Annotated in this window: 29 protein-coding genes; 9 read left to right on the top strand and 20 right to left on the bottom strand. The window is 47.9% G+C overall.

Going from position 1 to position 24628, the window contains the following annotated elements; all coding sequences use genetic code 11:
- Positions 1–279: 279 nt before the first annotated feature.
- Positions 280–1002, top strand: coding sequence for a VacJ family lipoprotein (locus R3F50_17565; protein MEZ5492097.1), 723 nt, complete (start codon positions 280–282; stop codon positions 1000–1002).
- Positions 1003–1075: 73 nt separating this feature from the next.
- Here R3F50_17565 and R3F50_17560 read toward each other — a convergent pair whose 3' ends face one another.
- Together R3F50_17560 and dusA are read right to left on the bottom strand one after the other, a co-directional pair.
- Positions 1076–1543: a TerB family tellurite resistance protein gene (locus R3F50_17560; protein MEZ5492096.1), complete on the bottom strand. Its 468-nt coding sequence runs from the start codon at positions 1541–1543 to the stop codon at positions 1076–1078.
- A gap of 10 nt (positions 1544–1553) precedes the next feature.
- Positions 1554–2513, bottom strand: coding sequence for a tRNA dihydrouridine(20/20a) synthase DusA (dusA, locus tag R3F50_17555; protein ID MEZ5492095.1), 960 nt, complete (start codon positions 2511–2513; stop codon positions 1554–1556).
- Between the two features lie 153 nt (positions 2514–2666).
- Here dusA and R3F50_17550 point away from each other — a divergent pair, with 153 nt between their 5' ends.
- Complete coding sequence (locus R3F50_17550; protein ID MEZ5492094.1) at positions 2667–3731, top strand: site-specific integrase; 1065 nt, start codon at positions 2667–2669, stop codon at positions 3729–3731.
- A 2-nt stretch (positions 3732–3733) separates the two neighbouring features.
- On the opposite strand, the gene R3F50_17545 is transcribed toward R3F50_17550, so the two are convergent.
- Both R3F50_17545 and R3F50_17540 read right to left on the bottom strand, forming a co-directional pair.
- Positions 3734–3994, bottom strand: coding sequence for a pyocin activator PrtN family protein (locus R3F50_17545; protein MEZ5492093.1), 261 nt, complete (start codon positions 3992–3994; stop codon positions 3734–3736).
- A gap of 209 nt (positions 3995–4203) precedes the next feature.
- Complete coding sequence (locus tag R3F50_17540; GenBank protein MEZ5492092.1) at positions 4204–4626, bottom strand: hypothetical protein; 423 nt, start codon at positions 4624–4626, stop codon at positions 4204–4206.
- Positions 4627–5095: 469 nt separating this feature from the next.
- Between R3F50_17540 and R3F50_17535 the strand changes: the two genes are divergently transcribed.
- From R3F50_17535 to R3F50_17525, 3 genes are all read left to right on the top strand, one after another.
- On the top strand, positions 5096–7246 hold the full coding sequence (locus R3F50_17535; GenBank protein ID MEZ5492091.1) for a helix-turn-helix domain-containing protein: 2151 nt from the start codon (positions 5096–5098) through the stop codon (positions 7244–7246).
- Positions 7247–7761: 515 nt separating this feature from the next.
- Positions 7762–9264 carry a hypothetical protein gene (locus R3F50_17530; protein ID MEZ5492090.1) on the top strand — a complete coding sequence of 501 codons (1503 nt, stop codon included), beginning with the start codon at positions 7762–7764 and terminating at the stop codon, positions 9262–9264.
- Positions 9264–9974 carry a C1 family peptidase gene (locus tag R3F50_17525; protein ID MEZ5492089.1) on the top strand — a complete coding sequence of 237 codons (711 nt, stop codon included), beginning with the start codon at positions 9264–9266 and terminating at the stop codon, positions 9972–9974. The genes R3F50_17530 and R3F50_17525 overlap by 1 nt, the downstream gene beginning before the upstream one ends.
- A 3-nt stretch (positions 9975–9977) precedes the next feature.
- Here the strand turns inward: R3F50_17525 and R3F50_17520 are convergent, their stop codons facing one another.
- The 10 genes from R3F50_17520 to R3F50_17475 form a co-directional block, all read right to left on the bottom strand.
- On the bottom strand, positions 9978–10202 hold the full coding sequence (locus R3F50_17520; protein ID MEZ5492088.1) for a hypothetical protein: 225 nt from the start codon (positions 10200–10202) through the stop codon (positions 9978–9980).
- Positions 10203–10500: 298 nt separating this feature from the next.
- A complete protein-coding gene (locus R3F50_17515; GenBank protein MEZ5492087.1) occupies positions 10501–11508 on the bottom strand; it encodes a hypothetical protein in 1008 nt (335 codons plus the stop codon).
- Between the two features lie 17 nt (positions 11509–11525).
- Positions 11526–12596 (bottom strand): transporter, encoded by a 1071-nt coding sequence (locus tag R3F50_17510; GenBank protein ID MEZ5492086.1) that lies wholly within the window; start codon positions 12594–12596, stop codon positions 11526–11528.
- 61 nt (positions 12597–12657) lie between these two features.
- Positions 12658–13433 (bottom strand): IS5 family transposase gene (locus tag R3F50_17505; GenBank protein MEZ5492085.1). Its coding sequence is split into 2 segments (ribosomal slippage): positions 12658–13118 and positions 13118–13433, totalling 777 coding nucleotides; the frame shifts between segments, so codons are not numbered across the junction.
- A 228-nt stretch (positions 13434–13661) separates the two neighbouring features.
- Positions 13662–14744: a uroporphyrinogen decarboxylase gene (gene hemE / locus R3F50_17500; GenBank protein ID MEZ5492084.1), complete on the bottom strand. Its 1083-nt coding sequence runs from the start codon at positions 14742–14744 to the stop codon at positions 13662–13664.
- Positions 14745–14940: 196 nt separating this feature from the next.
- Positions 14941–15420, bottom strand: a complete 480-nt coding sequence (locus R3F50_17495) for a redoxin family protein (GenBank protein MEZ5492083.1) — start codon at positions 15418–15420, stop codon at positions 14941–14943.
- A gap of 71 nt (positions 15421–15491) precedes the next feature.
- Entirely contained in the window at positions 15492–16229 is a 738-nt protein-coding gene (locus tag R3F50_17490) for a hypothetical protein (GenBank protein ID MEZ5492082.1), read from the bottom strand.
- A gap of 25 nt (positions 16230–16254) precedes the next feature.
- Positions 16255–16524 carry a DUF2024 family protein gene (locus tag R3F50_17485; GenBank protein ID MEZ5492081.1) on the bottom strand — a complete coding sequence of 90 codons (270 nt, stop codon included), beginning with the start codon at positions 16522–16524 and terminating at the stop codon, positions 16255–16257.
- A gap of 9 nt (positions 16525–16533) precedes the next feature.
- Positions 16534–16965, bottom strand: a complete 432-nt coding sequence (locus R3F50_17480) for a DUF4399 domain-containing protein (GenBank protein MEZ5492080.1) — start codon at positions 16963–16965, stop codon at positions 16534–16536.
- A gap of 20 nt (positions 16966–16985) precedes the next feature.
- A complete protein-coding gene (locus tag R3F50_17475; protein ID MEZ5492079.1) occupies positions 16986–17531 on the bottom strand; it encodes a carboxymuconolactone decarboxylase family protein in 546 nt (181 codons plus the stop codon).
- A 116-nt stretch (positions 17532–17647) separates the two neighbouring features.
- Between R3F50_17475 and R3F50_17470 the strand changes: the two genes are divergently transcribed.
- Together R3F50_17470 and R3F50_17465 are read left to right on the top strand one after the other, a co-directional pair.
- Complete coding sequence (locus R3F50_17470; protein MEZ5492078.1) at positions 17648–18220, top strand: MarR family transcriptional regulator; 573 nt, start codon at positions 17648–17650, stop codon at positions 18218–18220.
- A 256-nt stretch (positions 18221–18476) separates the two neighbouring features.
- Complete coding sequence (locus R3F50_17465; protein MEZ5492077.1) at positions 18477–19160, top strand: hypothetical protein; 684 nt, start codon at positions 18477–18479, stop codon at positions 19158–19160.
- A 318-nt stretch (positions 19161–19478) separates the two neighbouring features.
- Here the strand turns inward: R3F50_17465 and R3F50_17460 are convergent, their stop codons facing one another.
- Positions 19479–20936: a PLP-dependent aminotransferase family protein gene (locus tag R3F50_17460; GenBank protein ID MEZ5492076.1), complete on the bottom strand. Its 1458-nt coding sequence runs from the start codon at positions 20934–20936 to the stop codon at positions 19479–19481.
- A 110-nt stretch (positions 20937–21046) separates the two neighbouring features.
- Here R3F50_17460 and R3F50_17455 point away from each other — a divergent pair, with 110 nt between their 5' ends.
- Together R3F50_17455 and R3F50_17450 are read left to right on the top strand one after the other, a co-directional pair.
- The gene (locus tag R3F50_17455) at positions 21047–21823 is read left to right on the top strand and encodes an aldolase (protein MEZ5492075.1); all 777 of its coding nucleotides are present in this window, start codon (positions 21047–21049) and stop codon (positions 21821–21823) included.
- Positions 21824–21833: 10 nt separating this feature from the next.
- Positions 21834–22715: a dihydrodipicolinate synthase family protein gene (locus R3F50_17450; GenBank protein MEZ5492074.1), complete on the top strand. Its 882-nt coding sequence runs from the start codon at positions 21834–21836 to the stop codon at positions 22713–22715.
- 261 nt (positions 22716–22976) lie between these two features.
- Here the strand turns inward: R3F50_17450 and R3F50_17445 are convergent, their stop codons facing one another.
- The 5 genes from R3F50_17445 to R3F50_17425 are packed head-to-tail and all read right to left on the bottom strand — an operon-like array spanning position 22977 to position 24620.
- On the bottom strand, positions 22977–23339 hold the full coding sequence (locus R3F50_17445; GenBank protein ID MEZ5492073.1) for a hypothetical protein: 363 nt from the start codon (positions 23337–23339) through the stop codon (positions 22977–22979).
- A 52-nt stretch (positions 23340–23391) separates the two neighbouring features.
- Positions 23392–23820, bottom strand: a complete 429-nt coding sequence (locus tag R3F50_17440; GenBank protein ID MEZ5492072.1) for a group II truncated hemoglobin — start codon at positions 23818–23820, stop codon at positions 23392–23394.
- Positions 23817–24011: a hypothetical protein gene (locus R3F50_17435; protein MEZ5492071.1), complete on the bottom strand. Its 195-nt coding sequence runs from the start codon at positions 24009–24011 to the stop codon at positions 23817–23819. The genes R3F50_17440 and R3F50_17435 overlap by 4 nt, the downstream gene beginning before the upstream one ends.
- Positions 24012–24019: 8 nt before the next feature.
- Positions 24020–24301, bottom strand: coding sequence for a DUF1971 domain-containing protein (locus R3F50_17430; protein MEZ5492070.1), 282 nt, complete (start codon positions 24299–24301; stop codon positions 24020–24022).
- A gap of 1 nt (position 24302) precedes the next feature.
- The gene (locus tag R3F50_17425) at positions 24303–24620 is read right to left on the bottom strand and encodes a hexameric tyrosine-coordinated heme protein (GenBank protein MEZ5492069.1); all 318 of its coding nucleotides are present in this window, start codon (positions 24618–24620) and stop codon (positions 24303–24305) included.
- Positions 24621–24628 lie beyond the last annotated feature (8 nt).

Raw genomic sequence — 24628 nt, 5'->3', positions numbered from 1 at the left:
CGATTCTCACTTGTGGCGCTTGGCGGTTGTGGCATGACCACTTACAATGCGTTCAAATTGAGTATCTTAGGGCAGGATTTTCTTTTTGGCCGGTCTTATCTGGTTTGGCCTCCTGCCTTTGAGCAGCTATTGCTGACGCTGGGGCAACTCGGCCGTGCCAGTTCTGCCGGTGGCATCCAATGATGGCGCATTGCTCGTTCGATGAGGTTTAAGCAATTTGTGAGAATGAAAGAAGACCGGGGGTTGGTTGCAGGCTGCAACTGCCAGGGGAGTAGGGATATGTTTGGAGAGAGCGTGTATCAACGTCCTCAACAGGGTTCGCGTTTTAGTTGCATCATTGCCGGACTGTTCAGTCTGGCGCTGATGCTGCTGACGCACAACGCCATGGCTTCAGATCCCTGGGAACGAGCCAATCGACGGTTGTATCAGTTCAACGATTTTTTCGACACACTGATAATCAGGCCGGTAGCCGTTGTTTACTCCAACCTCATGCCCTCGATCATGCAACAGGGTGTGGGAAATTTCTTCAGCAATATCGATGACGTCAAAGTCACCCTCAACGATCTGCTCCAGTTCAAACTGGAAGACGCAGCCAGTGACTCGGCCCGCGTGGTTCTGAATACCACGGTAGGCGTAGTAGGGCTTATTGACGTGGCAACGCCCATCGGGCTGGAAAAGAATGACGAAGATTTCGGCCAGACGTTTGGCGCCTGGGGTGTGCCTGCCGGGCCTTACATTATCATTCCAACAGTTGGCTCGAGCACCTTAAGGGATGCGGTTGGCTGGGCACTTGGTCTGGCCTTTAATCCATTCTTTTACGGCGAATCGAGTGTGTCAGTGCCCGCGTATGCGCTGGAACAGACCAGCACCCGGGCCAATCTCCTGGCCTTTGACGAACTGGTATTCGGTGACGAGTACATTTTCGTTCGCGAGGCTTACCTGCAGCGCAGGGAATATCTGGTCAAGGATGGGGAAATCGAAGACGAGTTCGGTGATTTTTGATGGTGTATTCCATTACCAGGTCACAGTGCTGACAGCCACATAGTCCTGACTTTCCAGTCATCTCCGCACAGGGTCAACCGCTGAGCGAGCTGCCCCGGATTTTCAGCTTGGCTTGAATAAAATCTCCGTGGCTGACGTGAATCAGGTCGGCGATGCGGCGAATCAGGCCTTCTTCATACTTGTCGAGCTTTTCGTCGGCAAATGCTAGCCGCCACAGGTTTGCTATCAGGGCAGTTTTTTCCTCGTAACTGCAGTGATCGTTTATCAGGCGGGTAAACTCATACAACGAAGTGGAATCTTTGGCTGTTGTGCGTGCCAGTTGAACTATCTCGTCAACTTCCTCCCGGGCCAGTGAAAAAGTCTCTTCCAGAACACGGATGAACTCTTCGGTTTCCCTGGCATCGAGTTGATGATCGGTTTCCATTAACTCGACCATCAGTGCGGCGCCGGCCAGTTCTGAAGCCTTCAGGTGCTGGGTTTCGTCGATGCCGGAATCCTGGCCCGGTTTCTGGTCAAAAAGTTTCTTCAGTAATTCAATCATCACAGGTCCTTTAGCTTACGAAAGACATGGCAGTATGCAAAACGTCAATGCCGGCATCCTGGCGAAAAGCATTTTCACTCAGGTAGCGTCGGAAAGCCTTACCTCCACGCGTCCCCTTAAAGAGTCCCAGTATATGCCGGGTCATGTGGTGGAGTGGCGTACCACGCGCCAGTTCCCGCTCGACATAGGGCAGATAGAGGGACAGGTAATCCAGCCTGGGAAGCGGCTTTTCTTCCTCACCATAGTAAAGCGAATCGACCTGGTGCAGCAGGTAGGGATTACTGTAAGCCTCGCGGCCAACCATCACGCCATCCATCCGGGTAAATAAATTCAGGCCCTCGTCGAGCGACGTGATGCCGCCATTGATAATTATCTCAAGATGGGGAAATGTCTCCTTCATGAGAAAGACCCGCGGATAGTTCAGCGGTGGTACTTCTCGATTCTGTTTAGGGCTCAATCCTTTAAGAAGCGCTATTCGCGCGTGCATGATAAAGAGTTCGCAGCCTGCCGACGAGACCCGTTCGACGAAACCGGCCAGATGCTCGTCAGAGTCCAGTTCATCGACGCCCACCCTGCACTTGACTGTTACAGGTATCTGCACCTTGTCCCGGATTGCGGCGACGCAGCGGGCAACCAGATCCGGCTCACGCATCAGGCAGGCACCAAAGCGGCCCGATTGAACTCTGTCGCTGGGGCAGCCGATATTCAGATTGATTTCCTTATAGCCTGCCTGCTCCGCCAGCAGCGCGGCCCTGGCCAGCTCATCGGGATTGCTGCCGCCCAGCTGGATACCAAGGGGGTGTTCTTCCTCGTTGTAGAGCAGGAGTCGGTCGGTGTCGCCGTGTACCAGTGCGGCACTGGTGAGCATCTCGGTATACAGAAACGCCCGCCGCGAAATCAAACGCAGGAAGTAGCGCTCGTGACGATCGGTCCAGTCCATCATAGGCGCTACACTGAACCTTCGGTCCACTGGAGCCCTTGCTACATCTATCTTTCCGGTTGATTTGAAAGGTTTTTCCGACAATTGATTTTGACCCTTTTATATACTGTTTTTTACCGTTTTTCAGTATTCGGTGCTACCAAAGTGCTACCAAAATTCTGGTAGCACCTGAGAGATTAAATTATGGCGACAATTACATCACGAAAGCGCAAAGATGGTATGAGGTACTCCGCTCAAATACGCATAAAGCGTAATGGTAAGGTAATTCATACAGAAACCGAAACATTTGATAAAAAATCTCTCGCCAAGGAGTGGGCTGCCCGGCGTGAATCTGAGTTGAAAGTTCCTGGCGTATTGGAGCAAGTAAGGCATGAGGGGGTGACTGTCCAGCAGGTGCTGGAGTGGTATCGCGATGATTATGATGGAAAGAGTAAATTTGGACGTTCGAAGCTTAGCCACATTGAGTATTTGATCAATCACCCTACATTCTCCGGCCTTGATGCCATTAATCTCACATCTAGTCAGTTGGTGGCACACATCACCCAAAGACGCCGGAAGGGAGCAGGTGCATCTACCGCGAATAACGACCTTATTTGGCTACGCAACGCCTTCAGGGCTGTTCGTATAGGACGGGACATTCCTTTGAATATTCAAGTAATTGATGATGCGAGCTTCCTTTGTCGAAAGGAAAAACTGGTGGCTAAATCCAAACAACGTACTCGACGTCCTTCAATGGATGAGTTAGGTGCTTTGATGGACTACTTCAGTGGCCGTGACGGCCGAGCCAGCATACCGATGGTCGAGATCACGTTATTTGCGTTGTTTTCCAGTCGGCGACAGGATGAAATCTGCCGGATTCAATGGCCTGATTTAGATGAAGAGAATAAGCGCGTTCTTGTTCGGGAGATGAAACACCCGAGGGAGAAAACAGACACCTGGGTTTTCTTGACGGATGCGGCCTGGAGCATTATTCAGCGTCAGCCGAAGACAGAGAAGGAAATATTCCCCTATAACGGAAAATCCGTCAGTGCCGCGTTTACCCGAGCTTGTCATTTTTTGGAGATTGACGATTTACGCTTCCATGATCTGCGCCATGAGTGCACCAGTTGGTTGTTTGAGTTGGGGTGGGATATTCCGCGAGTATCGAGCGTGACGGGGCACAAATCCTGGGCGTGCCTACAGCGGTACACGCATCTTCGAGAGTTGGGGCAAAAGGATCGTTACAGTAACTGGCGCTGGCTGCCTTAATGTTAGGAGTTTAGGCGCTGCCAGTCATGCTTGGCTTTTTCCTTTAGTAGATCGATATGGTTGGCCAAATCAACCGCACTGACTAGCCACATACTCTTCTGGGAGCCACCACGGTACGCGGGAATCGGCAATTGTTGATGTCGGGCATGGGTACTGGCCTTTTTCAGGCTCATCCCGAAATACTTTTCGCAACACTGCTCCAGAGGGATATCTCCTGTCCCATATTCCGCCATTAAGGCAAAGAAAGTGCTGCTGTTCGTCATATATTGCTAGTTCTTGATTGATTCAATAGTAGTGTATAAATAGGAGTTGAAAGCAGCATCTATAAACTTTGCATAGGTGTGTGAAAATAATTCAGGAATAATAAAACCTAATTGATATCAATAGGGTATTGATATTTTTCAGAAGTAGGTAAAGGGCACGTGATCGTGCTCCATTGAAAATCACCGTAGCACCATTACCCGTCGTGAATTCAGTCTGATAGGCAATGCCCTTGATCAATCAAATTGTTCAACCACTGCCGAAGAAAGCTATTGAGTTCCTTACGCAGCTGAGGATAGAACTTCCCTGGCTCAGGAAACACTTGCTGATAGAGCGGCGGTAACGACATTTCAAATGTAAAGGCCTCCACCATCCGCTGCGACGGGTAGATAAGCACCACCATTTCAGGGTCTTTGCACATATCGCCATTCTGCTCAAAGTAATGCGCTAACGACACTGCAATGCCTTCATCATTTCCGGAAGCACCGTCGAGATGCGGTAATCGCTCGACCACCCAATCCATCAATCCCGCTACCTGGCTGCGGCGACATTGGTCGGGTACAGCCCCCTCATTAGTCATAACACCCAGCTTAATCAGCCGGTCATAGTTGGTTTCATAAATTGTCTTTCTCATGATTTTTCCTCGCTTGTTGTTTAACGAGCGCAGCGCCCGTCTGCGCTCCTGACCCGCTGGCGAAGCGTGGGGGTAGCAGATGGCCAGTGGCTCACCGGAAGCCGCAGCTAAGTGAGCGAGCGAAGCGAGGGAGTCTGAACGGGTGAGGAAGCGCGAAGCCTTGCACTTGCCAGGCGCGAGGGGCAACGCCCCTTAGCAGGTAAGCTACAGGGCATTAGGGGAAGGTATGGGGGGTACCCCTCGTTGATTGTGTAATAGCGATCAAACAGCCCGGAGGGCTGGGGCGTTAGGGATTGAGCGGGCGCCGGTCCCCCCGGCAAGGGGGATGAGCGTCTAGCGAACCCGGAAAAGCCCGTCAGACGCCAATATGTGCAGACATTTATGAAATCAATAATAAACGTTGTTGAAACGTTTCAGAGTATGCTCTAGTATGCCGTCATGTTTTTATGGCAGTGGTTGTGAGGTCATTATGAGTGAGCAGAGCAGTGTGGCGGCAGGCGAGATTGCTGAAAATATCTCTCGCCTTAGGGAGCAGGCAGGTATCAAGCAGGCAGAGCTGGCCAGGCAGATTACCTGGAGTCCAGCGTCTTTGTCCCGGGTTGAGAGTGGCGACCGTGATGTTTCGCCGGATGAATTGCAGACTATCCTCGGGGCAATAGGGTCTGAGGCCGCAATTAAAATGGGGGAGGCCATAACGAGGCAGTGGATGATTCTGTCTAGACCTCCTCTTGATCATCAGGAGCAGGATCTTCTGTGGCAGGCTGAGCAAGTGGCCCAACAACTGGAAGAGCTTCGTAGGCAGCCTGATGTCCGTCATGCGTTTGAGCGGCGCTTGTCCGAATACCTGGATGAGCTTAAGAGGGCTGCGAATCTGATCCTCAATAGAGAACATAAGATCGCCATGATCGGAAGCATTGGGATCGGGAAATCGACCTTTATTTGCCGAGTGACCGGCCTGGAAGTGCCCGGAAAAGATGGTGGCTTTCCCGTGTCTGTACTTGAGGCGGGAGCTGGAGGGATAACGATCTGTGAGGTTCATTTGCGGACCGGGCCGGGTGTCGGCATTTTGATTGAGCCCAGGGGGGAGGAGGAGATTCGGGCTGACGTGTCGGACTTTGCGGATCATATCCATAGGGCTTCTCGTCCAGAAGGTTCGGAACCGACGGTTGCAAGCAGTGATTCGCAAGGCATTTCAAAGGAGATTGAACGTGCTGTACGAAATATGGCGAATCTGAGAATACGCAGAGGAGAGAAACAAGCTGACGGAAAGCGTTCATCTCGTCGTGATGAGGCAAAAGGCCTCGCAGCCGAGTTCGATTCTATTAGGGAGCTGGTAGTCGAAATACTGACCAGGATGGAATTGCATCGCAGGGACGGACGGGATATTTGGTATGACCCGAAATGTGGGAAGCCCCCATTGGTTTGGCTAAAGGAGACGTTTGAGCAGATCAATAACGGGCGGCATCCTGAGTTTTCGCTTCCAAAACGTATGGAGGTGGTTGTGCCAGAGCGGTTGCTCGGGATTGATAATCTTGATGTCGAGATTGTCGATACCAAAGGTATCGATAGAACAGCGACCCGCGCAGACCTGGAGAGCCATTTGGATGATTCGCATACACTGACTGTGCTGTGTTCCAGCTTTAATAATGCTCCGTCAGCGGAAACGCAGCTCTTGCTGGAGCGCGCCATTCAGACCGGGGTAAAGTCGCTTCACAGTAGGGCGGCGATTGTTGTGCTGCCGAGGTCGGACGAAGCGATGGCTGTTAAGGACGAATCTGGCTTTATGGTCGAATCGATTGAAGAGGGTTACGAGTTAAAAGGCGAGCAGGTTTCCCTGGCTTTGGACTCCTTAGGGTTGCACGACCTGTCAGTTGAGTTTTTCGATGCGCGCCAGGATGGTGTTCAGAGGATACAGGATTTCTTAGCAGGCCGTATTCTTAATTTACGCAATGATTTCTGTTCGCAGATGAACGAAATTGTTGAAAGTGCTGAAGTTCTTCTGGGGAACCACGAACAAGAGCAGGTCCAGGCAGTCATGCAACAAGCTGCCACCATGATTAAGACTTGGATAAACCAAAATTCTGAAGTTCCCCAAGTTTCCGATCATGTACAAGATAGCTTGATGCATGAGATAGCTGCTGTTTACGCTAGTACATTGAGAGCTACGGTTCGTCGCGAGGGGGAGTGGTATAACCTAAGTTACTCACACCATCTTGGCTTTGGTGCCAGGAAGCTTGCGGTGTCATCTCTTGGAACAAGAGTGTCGGGTTTCTCGGAACTTTGCGGAACGATGGTTGCAAACCCTGATTACAAGGAAGCGGAAGGTCTTGTGAAACAGGCAGAGCGATTGCTTCTCTCGGCTTACGAAGAGCTGTTAAGGAAAATCCAGCTAATGGGCCAGACAGCTTTCAAGGATGAGTTAAGGCAAGACTCAGCATTCTGGTTTACTTGCGATCAGGAATGGGGAAGAGGTGGCGGATACAAAGATCGAGTCGCGACACGCAACAAGGATTGGTTTGACGAAGATGCTCGTAAAGACCTGCAGAGACAGATTAACGCTGTAATTGAAAAGGAATGGAGTCTGGCGTTGCAGCGCGTGAAGGGATTGTTGGCTAATTAAACCAATCAAGGGTTTGCGAGGCTTATCAATCAGTTAATTGCAAGGGGGCGGGAGAAGTAGCTTGTTGTCTTCGGTACCGTAAATGGTGGTGGACGTCATAGCCTTTTGTCCACTAAGTTTATGGAGTTATGTCTGCGCTTTACGTGCGGATGACTCCTGACCTGTTGGTTAAGCGCGAGGGGCAGCGCCCCTGAGTAGGGCTTCAATGAGTATTGCTGATAAGCCAGCCGCCCAGCGGGCCGAAGCGTTAGCGATTGAGAGGGCGTCAGTTCCGCGCAGTGGAATGAGCGGTTAGCGAACCCGGCAAAGCACGGTCAACGCTAACATATAGCAGTTCCATAATGTGGTTCAGCTGGTCATGATTTATACACCGGATGGTCAAAGCACTGGGAATCGGTATACAAAAGAGAAATCAATCGGTGATAATAGGCCTCAGGTATTTATAAGAGTTCGTACTATCTAACTAAACAACATTGAAACGCCCCCACCAAACAGTCATTTAAGAGGGATCTGGAATGCACATCATAAGACCGTTATCTAACCAAGTTCGTTCAGCACGCAGTTCTCTTTTCCGTCCTTTATTAATTCTCGTTTTTGCCTTGCTAATAAACGGCTGCGGTAGTTCTCTTCAAGTCAAAAAGGTAAAAAATAACCCTGCCAGCGGTGTTGTTTATGCGCTTCCATTTACCCAATACGACATTGAAATCAAACGTCGGATTGCCTCATGCGAGGGCGCGGAAATGAAGGTGGCTACCGATATCACCATGACGCCTACCTCCAAGACGGACATCGAACATGTGTATGCCATTGATGTCACATCACTATCGCGATTCGCCAATCACGCCAGTACCAGTGTTGAGCTGTTTGAAGATACACTCCAGTTAAAATCCATTAACGCGGAGGTTAAAGATAAGTCTCTGGAAATCGTAGCGGGTACAGTAAAAAGCCTGGCCACCCTAATGACAGTCCCATCTCCCTTTGGGGTTGCTCCCGGTGTTCCGCAAATCACTTGCTATAAAACTCCAGCCGGAGTTGAAGTCATTAAGAATCAGGTGACGGCGGCGAATGCCCAACATACCGTTGTCAAGGACCTTACCAAAGAGCTGAGCGAAAAAACGCTGCTCGCTACACAGCTGGCCTCTCAAATTGCTGATCTGGCACCGGGAAAAGACCCTAACCTTGAGCAGTCATTTGCCAATGCCAAAAAAGTGGTCAAGGCAAAACAAGCGCAGTTAGAGCTGGAAGAGAAAAAGCTGGCGCAATTGCTCAAGCCAATATCGCATACGCAGAAAGTACAGTGGCCCTTGCGTAGTGATGAGGTAAAAACGGCGACTCCTTTCCGTATCCCGCTGCCGATATTAAAGAAATGGGTCAGTCCAACGATCTCTGAGGGCGATTCACAGCAAGTCGCGATGGATGTCTATTTCCAGATTGAACGCATCGATACCTACGGCGTTGATCCCACCACAATCGGTACTGAAAAACCTCCTGTTGTTACCAGTAGTCTTCAATACCGAACCCCGGCGCTGGGCCGATTGGTCGCGTGCAATAAACCGGCATGTGACAGCAATGCTAATAAGGCCAATATGATTGCGCAGCTTGAAGGCCCCATTGCGCAACTGGGATTCGTCAACTCACTACCGATTAAAACGAAGACCTTTGAAAGTGCCAAGTTTTCCGCTGAGTGGACAAAAAACGGTTATCTGTTAAAGGCTGGATACGAGAAGACACAGTCAGCCGGTGAAAGCATCAACGCCTTTGCTGATGCCATTGCAACCCAGTACAAAGACCTCTCTGACGCAAAGGCATCAGAAGAGCAAAAAGCACTAGATGCCGAGCTGCTTCGATTGCAGGCCCTGGTCGGCATCGCCGAGGCCGAGAAAAAGCTCCAACCGCCCGAGCCCGAGTCTGACCAAGCCAAAGCTGTGGAAGCGCTAAACGCCGATACAAGCCTCCTCAAAGCCAAAATCGAACGACTTGAGGCTGAGAAAAAGCTGAAAGAACTGGAAGGCAGCTAATGCAACTTCAGGCAAGCCGCCCTAAAGCCGACTTTCTGGAGGAGCTGTCCCCACCACCAACGGTGAAATCATTTTCGGTTTCACCAGAGCACTTTGTCAGGAAGGATCTGCGTGAGGATGGTGTTATTACACCGGTGCGCGTACAAATGCCCTGCAATAGCTGCACATCGCACGGGTTTTGCGCTGTCATTGAATCCTATTGTTTGTCGATGACAGCCTCGGATATTGAGCTTGCTGCCGGTTGGATGCACACCTGCTTGGCGCAAGCCCATTGTCACAGCGGTGTGTCTATCAGGGGGCTGGCCGAGTTACTGCCTGGACAAATGATTCCCCTGGCTCAACAGGGTAGCTACCCCTGGGAACCAGCCCAATGTAATGTGACGGGCCAGTATCCCGCACCTGCACTAAGACAATTGTTGGGGGCCGAACAGATCAGAGCAGCCATACTCAATGGCTACCCGGTCGTCACCGGAATGTGGGCGCAAGATGATTTTTTAACTTGGCCGGGCGGTGACATTTACGCACCTCAGGACAAAAATGGTTCATTTCAGCACGTCGTCTGCTTGGTTGGGTTCGACGATCATAATCGCTACTGGATTGCCAAAAACAGCTATGGGTCAGATTGGGGAGATAATGGATACGTCTCGATTGCGTATGGCCACTGTGGAATCGGGCAGCTATATCACGCCTACTGTGCGGAAATAGCCTGAATACTAAATCAAAATACGCTGCTGACTGTTGGTGTTGCTGTCCTGCCGGAAAGCAGTGACCTCTGATTCGAGGTGGAACACTTTGCCAAACCTTTTATACCAGGGCAATTCGGGGTGCTCATGGGTGCAGCGCCATTTCTTCAATGTCATGGGGGAGAGGTTAAGCAACGCCGCGGCCTCGCGGGTAGATAGCTCCCGGTCTTGTTCGTTGTGTGATAACTGATCCATACAAAGTGACTCCGGTTAACCGAGAGATCAGCCTAGCAACCCCGCGTAAAAATACCCGAGTCAATCTTTCACAGACGTAAATAAGGTTCCATGAATGGTATTTGATGGTGGCAGTAAGATCATTATATGCCCGGAAGAAATGGCCTGAGTAGGCACAGTTCTATCTTGCCTGGATCAGTTGTCAGTGTAATCGCGCAAAGCACTCCAGATTCATTTTTTCAGCGATCCTAAGAAAACGTTCTCGCCAAGGGAGTTTGCGTATTTTGTCCTGGGCGTCCAAATTTGGAGTTCTGTTTGTTCATCGTATATCCGTCCATCTATCATTTACGTTGAATATTCTGCAAGGATATTGGTCTTCGTATTTATAATTGTTCCGCCTGCATCCAGCTAACGCCTTACTGGTGGCGTCATCTTGAGACAATTTACTGCTTTTCCATGACCATGCACCTGTATGTGACTGTGCAAAGGCTTTATGCTCAGAAGCCAATCTGTATTCATTCAGGTATGAAATGAGTGCCTTAGAGCTGATTATTTGCCCTTCGTCCTGCTGAGTATCATGTGAAATAATGGACTCATCACGATCCTCCTTCTTCCACTCCCCATTGATATTGATTACCTTGCAGGGATATTTCCCTTCATTTTTATGGTTATTACCTCTACATACAGCCAAAGCACTGTGAATTGCATGCTGCTCTGATGTTCGACCTGACCTCCATCCCCAGGCTCCGCTCTCTGATTGAGCCAGCGCCTTAAAATCTGGGGCTTTAATATACTTGCTTCTATAGGAATCAAGCGCATCATCCCTAATAAGCATACTATCACCTGCTGGTGTTTTCCGTGGCGATCTAGAGCTCCGAGTTGATTTCAATCGAACTATCTCTTCCTGAATCAACCCAAGAGATTTGTTTAGTCCGGCTCTCATGCAGTTTCTGTATGAAGTAATATATTTCTCTTTAGCTTCGAGAGATTTTGCTTTCCCAACCTTAATATCTACCAATACATCAAGTACATATTTGTCACAGCTCTTAGTGATGTTGTTTGTTACGGTTGCACCGACATTATTCCATCCCAACTTTTCGAGCATGTAGCTTCGAATATCCTCTAGCTTCTCGTTTCTCTCTCTTTCTGGTGTCAGCGCAGATTTGTCTGATTTGATTTTTTCAATGTAGTTATCAGTTGCTCGCGCTAGCACTTTGTCCCACTTTTTGTCCCACTCCAATACAGATACATGCGTTGCATTGTCGTAAGAAAAGGCGACGCTGGATACCAGTAGCAGAAGAATAGATACAGCATACTTTTTCATCATTAGGCCCTGCCTTTTATCTAGAATATTTTCTGCCAACCAGCAGTAAGAAGAAAATCAGTTTCAAGCTGTGGACCATGGAGGTCCTGGTGGATTGGAAAGCCAGTTTCTAGTGCAAATCGATGGCCCTTAAAGAGGCCGCTTGTCACAAGGAGATTGATGCCTCCCAAGAGATCAACTCTATCGCCACCTTGGAACTCAGTTTGGGCAGTTTGAACAGGCCCGATAATCTGGGCGTCACGCCCATCAATATTACCCTGTGTAGTTCCTTTGATTCGAAGCGATGTGGAAACGGAATCTGAGAAAAGATAAGCGAACCATGCAGATACCTCATAACGATCTCCGAGCGAATAATTCTCAGAATTATCGCCCAGTCTCAGGCTTGAACGAGCCTGAGCGCCCCATCCCCAATTTGAAGAAAAGCCGTTATAGGTGATTCCTGGCTCCAAATCCCAGGTGCCTGAACCAAGTTGCATTGGGTAAGGCAAGCGGACTGTGGTCGTTGCACCCATTGGGGTTAAAATTCGGTCATTCTCTGTGATACTGCCGGTTGGGATGGATACGCCAGCGTTCAGATGAAGTTTATGTTTGCCATCGTCATAAAGCCTGATTAGACCGGTTACCTTGGTATCGCCAAAACCAGATGAACGTGTCGTGAAATTACCAAGAACGGTAGTTCCTTGAGCACCTTGGAACGTGACATGATCCATTTCACGTTCATTATACGTGCCCATTATCATTAGCGTTATATCATCTGTTGGAGCGTACATAGCGCCGAACATATGCATTTCCATGCGCATTGATGTAGGCACAACACGTAAGGTAGGTGGTTGACCCGACGTTCCGGAGAATTGATTGGGTATGGTCGACACAATTTGTCGAGGCGATGCTGAATTTGTTCCAATACGATTGCCTTCCATATCCATATCCATATATCGATATGAAAACATCAGTTCCCCCTTTTTGTGGAGGTGATCGCCCATGACACCAATAGGCGCATGGTTGTATGCCATTGAGCCTGCGCTGGCAGTCATAGTTGTAGATAGATATACAATGAAAACTGTAAAGAGATATTTCAGTTGATTACTCACTCTCTTTGCTTCTTGTCCTTTTTCTCTGTTAATGCCTCGATTGATAAATTCGAAGCTGCATCTAGGGCCTGTTCACACTAATTAGCCTATCAGCAATCAATGAGAAGTTGATAAAGAACCTGAATACGACATCAAGTTTATCAAAACGGCTAAAAATTCTACGAAATCCTTTCAGTCGTCGAAACAGGCGCTCTACCTCATTCCTCTTTTTGTACATTTCTTTGTCGTATTCCCATGGTGTCACACGATTTATCTTTGGAGGAACAACAGGCATCATTCCCAAATCCAAAATCAACTGGCGCGTATCATCCCCTTCGTAGGCTTTGTCCATGATGACACTTGCCCCTTCCCAGCCACAGCCTTCCATGGTTCTCAGCAGGTCACGGCCTTCGGGTGCATCTCCAGACTGCCCTGGTGATAATGAAAAGGCTACAGCAGTTTTATCGTCAGCCGCTACCATGTGAATTTTAGTTGTCCATCCACCTCTTGATTTACCGATGGCTTGTTGACCGTTTTTTTTAGTGCACCTGTGCCATCGGGGTGGACTTTAATGATCGTGCTATCCAAAGAAACTTGATCAACTTGGATGTTGATAACATCTGCGCTCTGGAGCACCGAGAATACGTGATCCAAAACACCTTTCTTCGCCCAGCGATTCACTCGCATGTAAATGGCATGCCAGTAGCCAAAGTGCTCCGGAAGACCTCTCCATTTGCAGCCATGTTCTGCCACGTATAATACGGCGTTAATCACCTGTATATTCGGTATTTTTACATTACCCCGTTGTATTGGGAGCAAATGCTCAATGATTTTAAATTGCGCTTTTGTAATTTCCATAGGCGCTGATTTTATCAAATTTAGTGTGAACAGGCCCTAGATTGATTAATGAGAGTTGATGGCGTTTCTGGTGCTGGAGGGGAAATGTTGCATCCATGGTGAAATCGAGTGGCCGTTTTCATGTTATCTTCCAATTCCTAATAAGTGTTAAATCTGAGTTTGGTGGTTTGTCGTTATTTGAGAAGTATCCTTGAAATGACTTGGCACAAATCAAGGTTTTCTTAATCATCAAAAGTAGTGATATTTTTTGCTCAATTCATGCACTGCTTCGATAAAGACACCTGCATTGTTTGGGTCAGTAAACTGGGAGATACCATGCCCCAAATTAAAAACATGACCGCTACCTTTGCCAAACCGTTCTAATATACGAGTAACTTCTTCGCGAATTGATATGGGCGAGCCAAGCAATACGGCTGGGTCCATATTCCCTTGTAAGGCAACTTTATTACCTACTTGCTGACGGGCCTGTCTAATGTCCGTAGTCCAATCCAGTCCAAGTGCGTCTGCACCCGATACAGCCATGACATCAAGCCATTGCCCGCCACCTTTGGTAAACAAAATGACTGGCACCGGACTACCTTCATTCTCGCGGATTAGGCCATCGATGATTTTCTTTACGTAGGCCAGTGAAAATGTTTCGTAAGCAGGGCCATTCAGTATTCCACCCCACGTATCAAAGATTTGTACAATTTGAGCCCCGGCCCGAATCTGTGCATTGAGGTACGAGATAACGGATTGCGCCAGAATGTCCAACAATTGATGCATGGCGTCTTGCTGCTGGTACAGAAAGCTTTTGATACGGTGGAAATCACGGGTTGACTGTCCCTCCACCATATAGGTAGCCAATGTCCATGGGCTGCCTGAAAAACCGATTAAGGGAATTCGGCCATTCAGTTCACAGCGAATGGTGCGGACCGCATTCATTACATATCCTAAGTCGTCATCACCGTCGACAACCTTCAAACGATCAATATCTGATGGTCTTCCAATAGGTTCCTTGAACTTAGGCCCTTCACCCGTAACGAAATAAAGACCTAGACCCATGGCATCCGGAATTGTCAGAATATCCGAAAATAGAATTGCCGCATCTAAGGGAAATCGTTCTAGTGGCTGTAGGGTAACTTCGCACGCAAAATCAGCGTTACGGCATAAATCCATAAAACTCCCGGCATTCGCACGACTGGCTCGATACTCAGGCAAATATCGACCTGCCTGCCTCATCATCCATACAGGTGTACAATCAACGGGTTGCTTTAATAACGCCTTTAACAGGCGATCATTCTTTAATTGTGGAAAGCTAACATCTGAGATCAATTTACTTTTCCTCACTGTATAAACGAATGTCAGAAACTAATCTGATCTTAAGCTTGCTAGCTAAGACCTTAATGCTAGAGTTGCAAACAAATTCGCAGCTTTTGAATATGGGTAATCAGATGCCAAAAAACGTATTGATACGCCGCAACATAACAATGCTGCTAGTATTGTTAATATATGCGGTACCACGGTTTTAGTTACCTTTTTTATCTATCAGCTTCATTAACTCGGCCCCTATTACTAAGTCGTTTTCATGGCCGAACTTGTGTTTACGCAAATATCCCTGGCGATCAACTAAGATCAACGTTGGCGTCCCTCTCATTTGATAAGCGCTCATGGTTTGAGGGAAGGGATTACTGTCGTCTGATGGCATATCGATACCCACGGGAAACTCAATGCGGTTTTCCTGTAAAAATGCTTCCAGCATGATTACTGTATTAGCTTCATGGTGTTCAAAGACGGTATGCAGACCTATTACTGCAACGTCGTCTTGACTGAATAAGGCATGAACACGGCTGGCTTGTGGAATTGAATACTGTACACAGCCGGGGCATAACATTTGAAAAGCAAAGATCGCAACGACTTTTCCGCGCAGTGCGTCCAGCGACAATTCGTTGTCTGTATTCAGCCAGGTTTGCACACTCAGTTCGGGGGGCTTGGTTAGTTCGGTCATAGAAATCTCACAAGGTCTGGGCATACCTGCGAGTGCAGGTATGCCGTGTAGGGATAGATGCTGTACCGGTTCTACTTTACTTTTCCGGGTAAAGAGAGATCACCCGATGCCACATCAAAAACATCCACAACACACAATAGAGGAGCATGCGCGCTTTCATTGACACGTAAACCTGATGTCACGCCATCGAAAGCAATACCTTTCAACTCTTTAGCATTGCGAAACGGTACGCGCACTGATACATGCTTTTTACCAATAACAGGTGAGTACCCTGGGCTATCGATGAGGATCGGTAATCCGGGCCAGGTCAGAGGTAGCTTAGGGCTACTACCGGCAGGAATATCCTTCACCTTTAATGCACCTTCACCACAAGCATCATCGGGAACCAAAACCACCCAATGCGAGTGCCAGACGGTGCCATCGTTTCCTAGATCACCATCGGCATTTTCATCAAACAGTGGCGTATCGTCGAAATCAGGATGAGAGGTGATTGCCATAGACAAAATCCCCTGACCTTCATCAAAACCTACTGTCGAACTGTCTATCTTGGTTGGCCAGACATAGGAGAATACATTGCTTCCTTCGAGCTTACCCGTTGGAGTCGGTTTTGATTTGCCAGCTTTTTTACTCACTTCCATGGTGAAAGTTAGCCAATTATCACTGGCTTCAACGCTGGCCTGCACAATATCGAAAGCAGCCAATTTGGCGTTACCTTTTTCTGCCTTAATACCGTGAGCAGAAGTTGATAACGATAGGCACAGCAAAGCCATTGCACTAAAACTACTGGATATAACTTTAAATTGTTTCATAATATGAACCTCATTGAATGGTTGGTTACACAGGGGCTGGACAGCCTTCCATCTGAAGGATAAAAAATCCTTCAAACTCGACTGCTCGCTGAACTTCGGGGTTGGCTGCTTCCGTATGGCAAAAATTACAACGCGACTGCTCTAATCCTGCTGGGTTTTCGTCAATACTCGCTAGCCATTCTCTACCACGACGCAAGGCCACATCAGGATCAGTGCCCGACCTAACGAACACATCAAAATGCAACAAGCGCCCGTCGGTAGTTTTTGCATATGAGTCGTACACATCGATTTCCATAAAACCTCCTTACTTGACTTCAATTGTGATTTTTTCAGATGCGACTACTGGGGTATGCACCGCATGATAAGGATCACCAAAAACTAACAGGAGCGTGTACTTACCAGGAGGCAGGTCTAGCTCTGTTTCAGTTTGGCCTTGTCCAAAATGCAGGTGCTGTTGATCAAAAGGGATGGAGCCATTGCGTATTTCATCGGTCAACACCGAGTTGACAAACAAATGGTGATGTCCAATGTATTTGAATGCCTTGTTGTCCACCCCAGCAGGAGCGACCCCCATGCCTCGTAGCCCAAAGATAACCCTGAATGGACTCTTGACCTCTTGTTTGTCTTCAAGATTGACAAAATACACTTGGGCGGATGCGGGAGACGGAGAGTCCCCTGCATATACGATCCCAGACACCATTAGAGTTAGCGCTATGGTCAATGAAAGAAATTTCATGGTGGCTCCTTTGAGCTGCGTTATGCAGCTGGGCGCAAGTTGACCTTGGGGAAATCCACGGGCACATCAAAGGCAACATTGGTGTAGTTGGTGAAGATATTCAGAGCAACGTGAGCCAGAATCTCAGCGATTTCTTCATCACTAAATCCGGCCTCGCGAACTTCTTCTATATCTGACTGTGAAACACTGGCGCGCTTTATCACGAGCTTTGCTGCAAAATCCAGAGCAGCTTGCACCTTGGGATCTGATGACTTGCCAGCTTGAGCCGCCGCCATTTCCTCTTCACTCGCACCGGCGTTTTTCCCCAGCAGGGTATGGGCAGCAAGACAGTACTCACAGCGGTTAATATCAGCGACCAGTACGGCAATTTGCTCACCCAGTTTGGCACCTAAAGCACCGTTGCCTAACGCGGCAAAGGATGTCCACATACTTTCGAGGGCAGCAGAAGAGTTACCGATGGCTTTAAACATATTGGGTACAACGCCAAAAGCGCCGTTTATTTGGTCAAAAAGCACTTTTTGGTTACCAGATGCGCTAGTAGGCGCGACTAAAGGGAGACGAGACATAGTTCTATTCCTATAAATGATTAGTGAAAAAGGTTTAGAATCTAAACCATGTCTTGCATAATACTGCCCTTTTTAGGATTGTCAAGAAGGTTTAGAACCTATACTATTAAATAATAATGATGAATGATATTGATATATGGCTGGAAAGGCTGACTTCTCTCTATAGAAGCCAGATACGACATGCAGCCAACAATGAAGGTATCCAACCAGTACATGTGGAGATTCTTCAGTACCTGTCTATCAGCAATCGATATTCAAATACGGCACAGGCATTAAGCGAGTATCTAGGGCAAACGAAAGGAAGTATCTCTCAGAGCCTGAAGCTCCTGGAGAAAGAGGGTTTTATTGAACGGCGCCCATGTACTGAGGATAAACGCGTCACCCGCCTTTACTTAACACCTAAGGCTAAAGCGAGCATTAAGCGCATATCCAACTTATTGATGCCAAACCTGGGGGAGGCTAAAGAAGTCAGTGACGCAGTTAAATCACTGCTGATGGAGTGGCAGCATAAGAACAACCATCAAGGCTTTGGGCAATGCCAATCTTGCCGATACAATCGCTCACTGGGTAATGGAAAATTTCAGTGTGGGTTGACCGGGGAACCGCTATCCAAAATCGAAGTTAAGCAACTCTGCCGTGAGCATGAATTTCAGAGCCAGAGCGAAAACCAGAGCAGAGTGGGCCCGTAATCCTGACCATTGATCATCCATCCTCTGGGGTGATCAGGCACCGCTATCAATCCCTTTTGTTGATAAGTCGAGTCGCTTTTGTGTGCTCGGCGTGGTGGTGGCTGGGCCGAAGAGAGGTGATATCTGGACCACCGTTAAACTAAAAACTGGATGGTTTTTTAGAGTAGTGAAGTGCTTATTATGCCCTAAATCCCAACTGAAATATTTGCATGCACAGCAATACAAATATTTATAACCGAGTACTTATGGTCTGATTGTGAGTGATAGTTTGATCTGTGTGTCGATTGCCGAAGCCGATTCCTTTAATCTTGCCAACGAAATTGATCAGGCGCTATTAGCTGGAAGCGATATTATCCACCTCGATGTCGCGAACGGACAAAAACTAGCTATTAAGTTTGGTCTATCCTTCGGTAAGGTTTTGCGCGAGCATGTCAGAAACTCTTTTCTCAGTGTTGAAATAAAAATAGCGACAGATCATTCAGACATACTTGTTTTGGCAGAGGCGGGTGTCGATTATATATCGTTCAGACCGGAGGTGATGGATGACGCCGAATCCATCATTAAAACGATTAAAACCTATGGCTCTAAGGCTGGGATTTCCCTTGATATTGAGAGTGAGATAGAGACACACTCAATGCTTTTTGACCAGTTGGATTTTATTACCCTGTCTCTTGATGAAGAAACGACGACTGATAGTTGTATCTCAAGAGCTGATTTAGACAGAATTTCCCATGTGAGGGATATGCTAATTGAACACCAAAGCGGTTTGAGCATTTGTGTCGCCGGTAGAATAACGCCCGAGAATGTATCTGCGCTGGTATGGTTAGGTGTTAAACGATTCATTATCGGCCAAACGCTGTTTGAGAGCAGCGATTACTATACGACAATTGCCAGACTGAAAATGACAATCAAGTCTTGTGAGGATCGCAGGGACGTCTAAAATTGAAGCGCTCTAGCGAGCATGGTTTGTGATGATAGAGGTATGGTAATGAAAACCCCGATGAACTGTGACTTGCATGATTATCTAGAAATAGCCTGTATGTACAAAATACAGGTTTCTATAACGTTAACGGGTGGCAGGAAATACAAGGGCACTCCCATCACCACTAAGATTAACGCCGAAAAAGAAGAATGTCTTGAGTTCTTGCCTGTGTCCAGCAATGAACAGATGTGTATACCGCTATATATGCTAGAAACAATGAAAGCGCTCACGCACAATATTCATTTCAATGTCGTCACGTTTATTGAGCCTCATTGATCAGTTTAGCGTTTCCGATAACTGCTCTATTGACCGGGTTATTTCAACTTCACTCAATGCTCCAAAGCCAAAACGCAGGTGTGTAGGCGTAACTTGGTCATCTGAATACAATGTGCTTAAGGTTGAGTCTTTTCCAGGCAGGCTATCCAGTGTTATTCCATGAGCGAGTTTTGAAATATCAACCCATATAGCCATCCCACCCGTAGGCAACGTAAAAGAAATATTATCACCAAAGATTCGATTAAATTCTGCTGCCGCGAAATTCCTTCTCGCTTCATATTGCTTGCGGATTTTTCGAATATGGCGCCTGACCTCTCCCGATTCCATCAATTCTGAGAGAACAATTTCAGATATGGTATTACCCTGTCTGTCGATTAGTACAATCTGTTGTGCTGCTCTTTCGATGAATTGAGCGTCAGCAGCAATGTAACCGAGCCTTAGACCTGGTGCAAAAACCTTTGACATAGAGCCTATATGTACGACATTTTCCGAGTTAGGAAGACTTGCAAGTGGTGGAATCGGGTTGGTCTCATAATGAAATTCATGATCATAGTCATCTTCGAGTACCGCGAATTTGAACGATTTGGAGAGTTCCAATAGCGCGAGCCGTCTCTCCATCGGTAAACATACGGTTGTTGGGTATTGATGGTGTGGCGTAACATAAATGGCGGCGACAGTATGCTTGGCCAATATGGCTCGTAGATTGTCGATATTCAAACCTTGTTGGTCGAGTTTGCAGGTTATGACTTTAAAACCATTCGATTCAAACGCTGCCCTGGCAGGCGGATAGCACAGGTCTTCCATCACAATAGCGCCTTTGCTTGGGTCTAACACTCTTGATGCGAGATAAATACCCATTTGACTGCCCCTGACAATACAAATTTGCTCAACGGTACAGCTCATAAACCTATCGCCGGACAACATTTTTTTGACCGACTCGCGCAATTCGATGGTGCCCCTTGGGTCTCCATAGCCGAGCCTAGAGTGACGACTCAGGTTGATACATACCCTTCGATACGTCCTTGCGAGCAATTCATAAGGTATTAGTCGAGAATCAGGCGTTCCATCATTAGTGACTGCCATCTCGTCATAAGAGCAAACAGCATCTTGATAAAGCACCTCAACCAACTCTGATGGCGACTTGGTTTTTTGTGTGCTGTTGATTAAATCTTCGTTTGTGGCTGTAAGCCCTTGCTCGGGGAGTGTTTCTGAAATATAGGTGCCTGATCTAGGACGAGTTACTAACCACCCCTGAATTTCCAGTTCTTCATAAACTTGCTGGACCGTTTTTCGATTGACACCGAGTTGTTCTGCCAGCGAGCGCGATCCTGGCAGCATGCTTCCAGGTGCTAATCGCCCTTCCTTTATATCTGTTGTCAGCTTGTTCAGTAGCTTTGAATGCAGGGTCTTACCAGGGCTGCCCTCTAGCCAGAATTGCGTCTCCCAAGGTCTCAACATATTGCCTTCCATTTCTGGACCATTAAAAATGAAAATACTGGATCTTATTTTGGGTCCAGCTTAGCTGTATCTTACCGCCATTGTCAAAACCGTCTAAGAGGAGATCGTGCGTGAAGACAGCTGGAAAAACGAAACAGGAGCTAATGCAGAGCGCTGAGAGTGATATGCAGAGGCTGATTAAAGATATAGGTCTGTCGGATAGAGAAAAGCTAGCGCTGACCTGCCGTATTCTATTTGATAAGGGCCATGATTCAGGCTTGGTCGGGCAGATTACTTGCCGTGCTGAAAAACCAAATACGTTCTTAACGCAAAGATTCGGCCTAGGCTTCGACGAGATTACCGCTGACAACTTAATCGCTGTTGATCAAGACCTAAAGCCGTTAGAAGGCGAAGGTATGCCCAATCCAGCGAATCGCTTTCACACCTGGATTTATAAAGAGCATCCAGAGGTTAACTGCATAATCCATACACACCCAACGTACGTTGCTGCGCTGTCCATGTTGGAAGTGCCACTAGTGATTTCCCATATGGACACGAGTGGGTTGTACAACGACTGCTCTTTTGTGAAGGGCTGGCCAGGCGTTCCAGTCGGTAATGAAGAGGGCATTTTAATCTCCAACGCCCTAGGTGATAACCGGGCCGTCTTTCTTGCTCACCATGGCCAGCTTGTGACCGGGAAAAATATCGAGGAAGCCTGCAATCTAGCTGTCCTGATTGAGCGTGCGGCAAAGTTGCAGCTCTTGGCAATGGCTGGAGGAGAAATACAACCTTTACCACCTGCATTGGCAGAAGAAGCCCATGACTGGGTATCTACCGACAAGAGAAATAGGGTCAATTTTGCGTACTACGCGAGACAGGCCCTAAAAAAGCACACTGACTGTATATGAGGAGCACTTTATGAACTTATCTGGAATTATTGGTTACCCGGTGACGCCGTTTAGCAAAGATAACAAGAGCGTTGATCTAGAGAAACTCGGTAATGTAATCGACGTACTACTTGACGCAAAAGTGGATGCAATTGCTGCTTTAGGTAGTGCTGGTGAAGCGGCCTATCTGAGTGAATCTGAGTGGAAGCAAGTAGCTGAGTATACCGTGAAGCATGTCGCTGGGAGAATACCGGTGGTAATAGGGGTTGCAGAACTCACTACGGAACAGGCGATTAACTATGCCCAGTACGCGTATGAGATCGGTGCAGACATGATTATGCTCTCTCCATTTTCATACTATAAGTTGAACGAGCAGGAGATCTACTCTCATTACGAAAGTGTATCGAATGCTACGCCTCTACCCATAATGATCTACAATAACCCCGCAACCTGTGGTGTTGATATGTCGCCAGAGTTTATGCTGAAAATGGTCGATGGTATTGAGAACGCGGCCATGATTAAGGAGAGCACCGGAGATATACAACGGATGCATAAAATCCACACACTGTCGGGTGGTCAGGTGCCGTTTTTTAATGGCTGTAACCACATGGCCCTGGAAGCACTGAATGCCGGTGCCAGCGGTTGGTGTACGGCTGCGCCATGCCTAATTGGGGATCAGCCGAAACAACTGTTTGATGCGGTTAAAGATGGTAAAAGCGAAAAGGCAAAAGATCTGTTTTATCGGCAGTATGACTTTCTTGAGTTTATCGTGACTTCGGGTTTGGCTGCGGCGGTAAAATCTGGTCTAGCAATTCAAGGCAGTAGAGTAGGGGGGCCTAGAAAACCACTGTTGCCTCTAAATGAGACTGCACAGAAACGCCTTGAAGGTATGCTGAATGACCTTGCTCAATAAGAACAGAGAGAAAGGATTGCGATTTCACTAAATGAAAAATCGCAATCCTTTACTTTTATAATTACTGCTATTTGCAGTGAAAGCCCCCTATTTTTTCAGAACAATCACATTCTACTGTTAGCTAAACATACACAGCGTCAAATGAAGAGTATCTTCATACGCGGAAAGACAGCTTAGTTCAGGCGCAAAAGACGCAAACTGATCCGGCAACTGTGCGGCTATAGGGCCGACAGCTGCCAGATCAGGTATGAGATACTGTACTCAAGGATAGACAGTAACTGGTTTTGGCCGAATGCCCTCAATATGAACTTTATCACCTATTTCGAACTTGTGGTTTGGAGAGCGCAGTTTAATGCGTTCTCCGTTGGCCTTTTCGACTGTGTAAGCTTGACCGCTCAACCCTAAATCTTGCTGGACGTTCTTGCCAATCCAGGATCCAGGTAATATCGCCAGCAAACTACCTGCAGGACCTGCTAGTCCGCCGATGAGAAAAGCGGTAATGCCGCCAACCATTTTCCCGCCGGTATTATCGTCGTGTTGTTCGACAACGACGTCCGCCGCCGTGAACGGTGATTGTGATATAAGTAGAGCGGTCATGGCTAATACTTTCAGTTGATGTTTCATAGTCGTATATCCTCATGTGTGTTGGTTAAATAGTTCAGCCTTTGTCATACGACTAAGTCGTAGAGCTACGTTGCTGGGACGTTTTTCTAATCATCTCCGCTGGTCGAAAAAACTGTGTGTACAAATAGGCTGTTAGCTCTTTGGGCAAATCGAGCTGTTGCATGGCGGTATACATACAATCGAGCCACATATCGCGCTCTTTAACGCCAACTGACAGGTGGGCATGTGCTGCCGGTATATTGATGGGCGCGTATAACTCGGCGTAACGCGCTGGGCCGCCCATCCAGCCACACAGAAAAGTGAAAAGCTTATCGCGGGACAATTGAATATCGTCGGGGTGCCAATCCCAGATCGTGCGGTACGCTTCTTCCTGTTGCATGATGTCGTAAAAGGTATCCACCAGGCGGCGAACCCCTGCTTCTTTGCCGACAGCCTGAAAGGTTGCATCGCCCCGACCATACAGAATGTGTGTGTTGCTCATGACGAGCGCCTCAGCAGCATGGCATCGTGAATAGGTCGGCACATCTCGCAACGAAATTGAGTGGCATGATCGAACATGATTCCATCGGGTTCGTCACAATCGCGCTCAATCGAGTCCTTGATATCGTTGAAATAAAGATTGTTACAGGTAAACCCTAGAGAGGGTTCAGCCCGCTTTCGATTGGCGTCCATGGCTACCCCTATTTATAAAAGGCGACGTGAAAGGCCACGTTACCTAACGGCTTCACGTAGTGAGTTTGTTCAGAGACAATTACGGCACTCTCGCCAGCCTTCAATCGTTGTTCGGCTTCATGCCCGATCTCAGTTATCACGTACTTTAAGCTGCCTGATTCGACATTGAGCACGCCCCAAACGCCAGCCTTGGTTGAGTGATCCGCGAGAAGCGCTGAGGGGACGCTCTCATGGGTGAAAGTGGGTGTGGACTTATAGTGTGTTAGGCCTTCAGGCAGAGTTGCGCTCATGCTATTTCTCCTTACGCCAGTAATTGTTGGCAATGGCGATTGTTTTGAATTCCAGTGCGACCAGTTCTGCCGCATACATTAAGAGTTGAGCGTCGTCGGCATATTCTGCACGCACGGCTTGCTTGATCGAGCCATCGCGTTGAATGCTACCGATGGTTTTGCGCACAAGCGTGATAGCGAGTTGACGCCCTTCGTAGGGCGTAGCGGTAATCAGTGAGGGGACGTAGTTCGTGCTTTGAGGCGGGTGCTCCCTGGAGTGATCCGCGAGTGCTGGGGTGCAAAGGAAGAGGCTAAGGACAATGAGTGTGTGTACTTTCATGATGGGGT

This window comes from Gammaproteobacteria bacterium (assembly GCA_041395725.1).
In the GTDB taxonomy this organism is placed as follows: domain Bacteria; phylum Pseudomonadota; class Gammaproteobacteria; order Pseudomonadales; family Pseudohongiellaceae; genus NORP240.
Note: the sequence above shows the minus strand (reverse complement) of the source record. Positions and strands in the feature narration are given on the sequence as shown.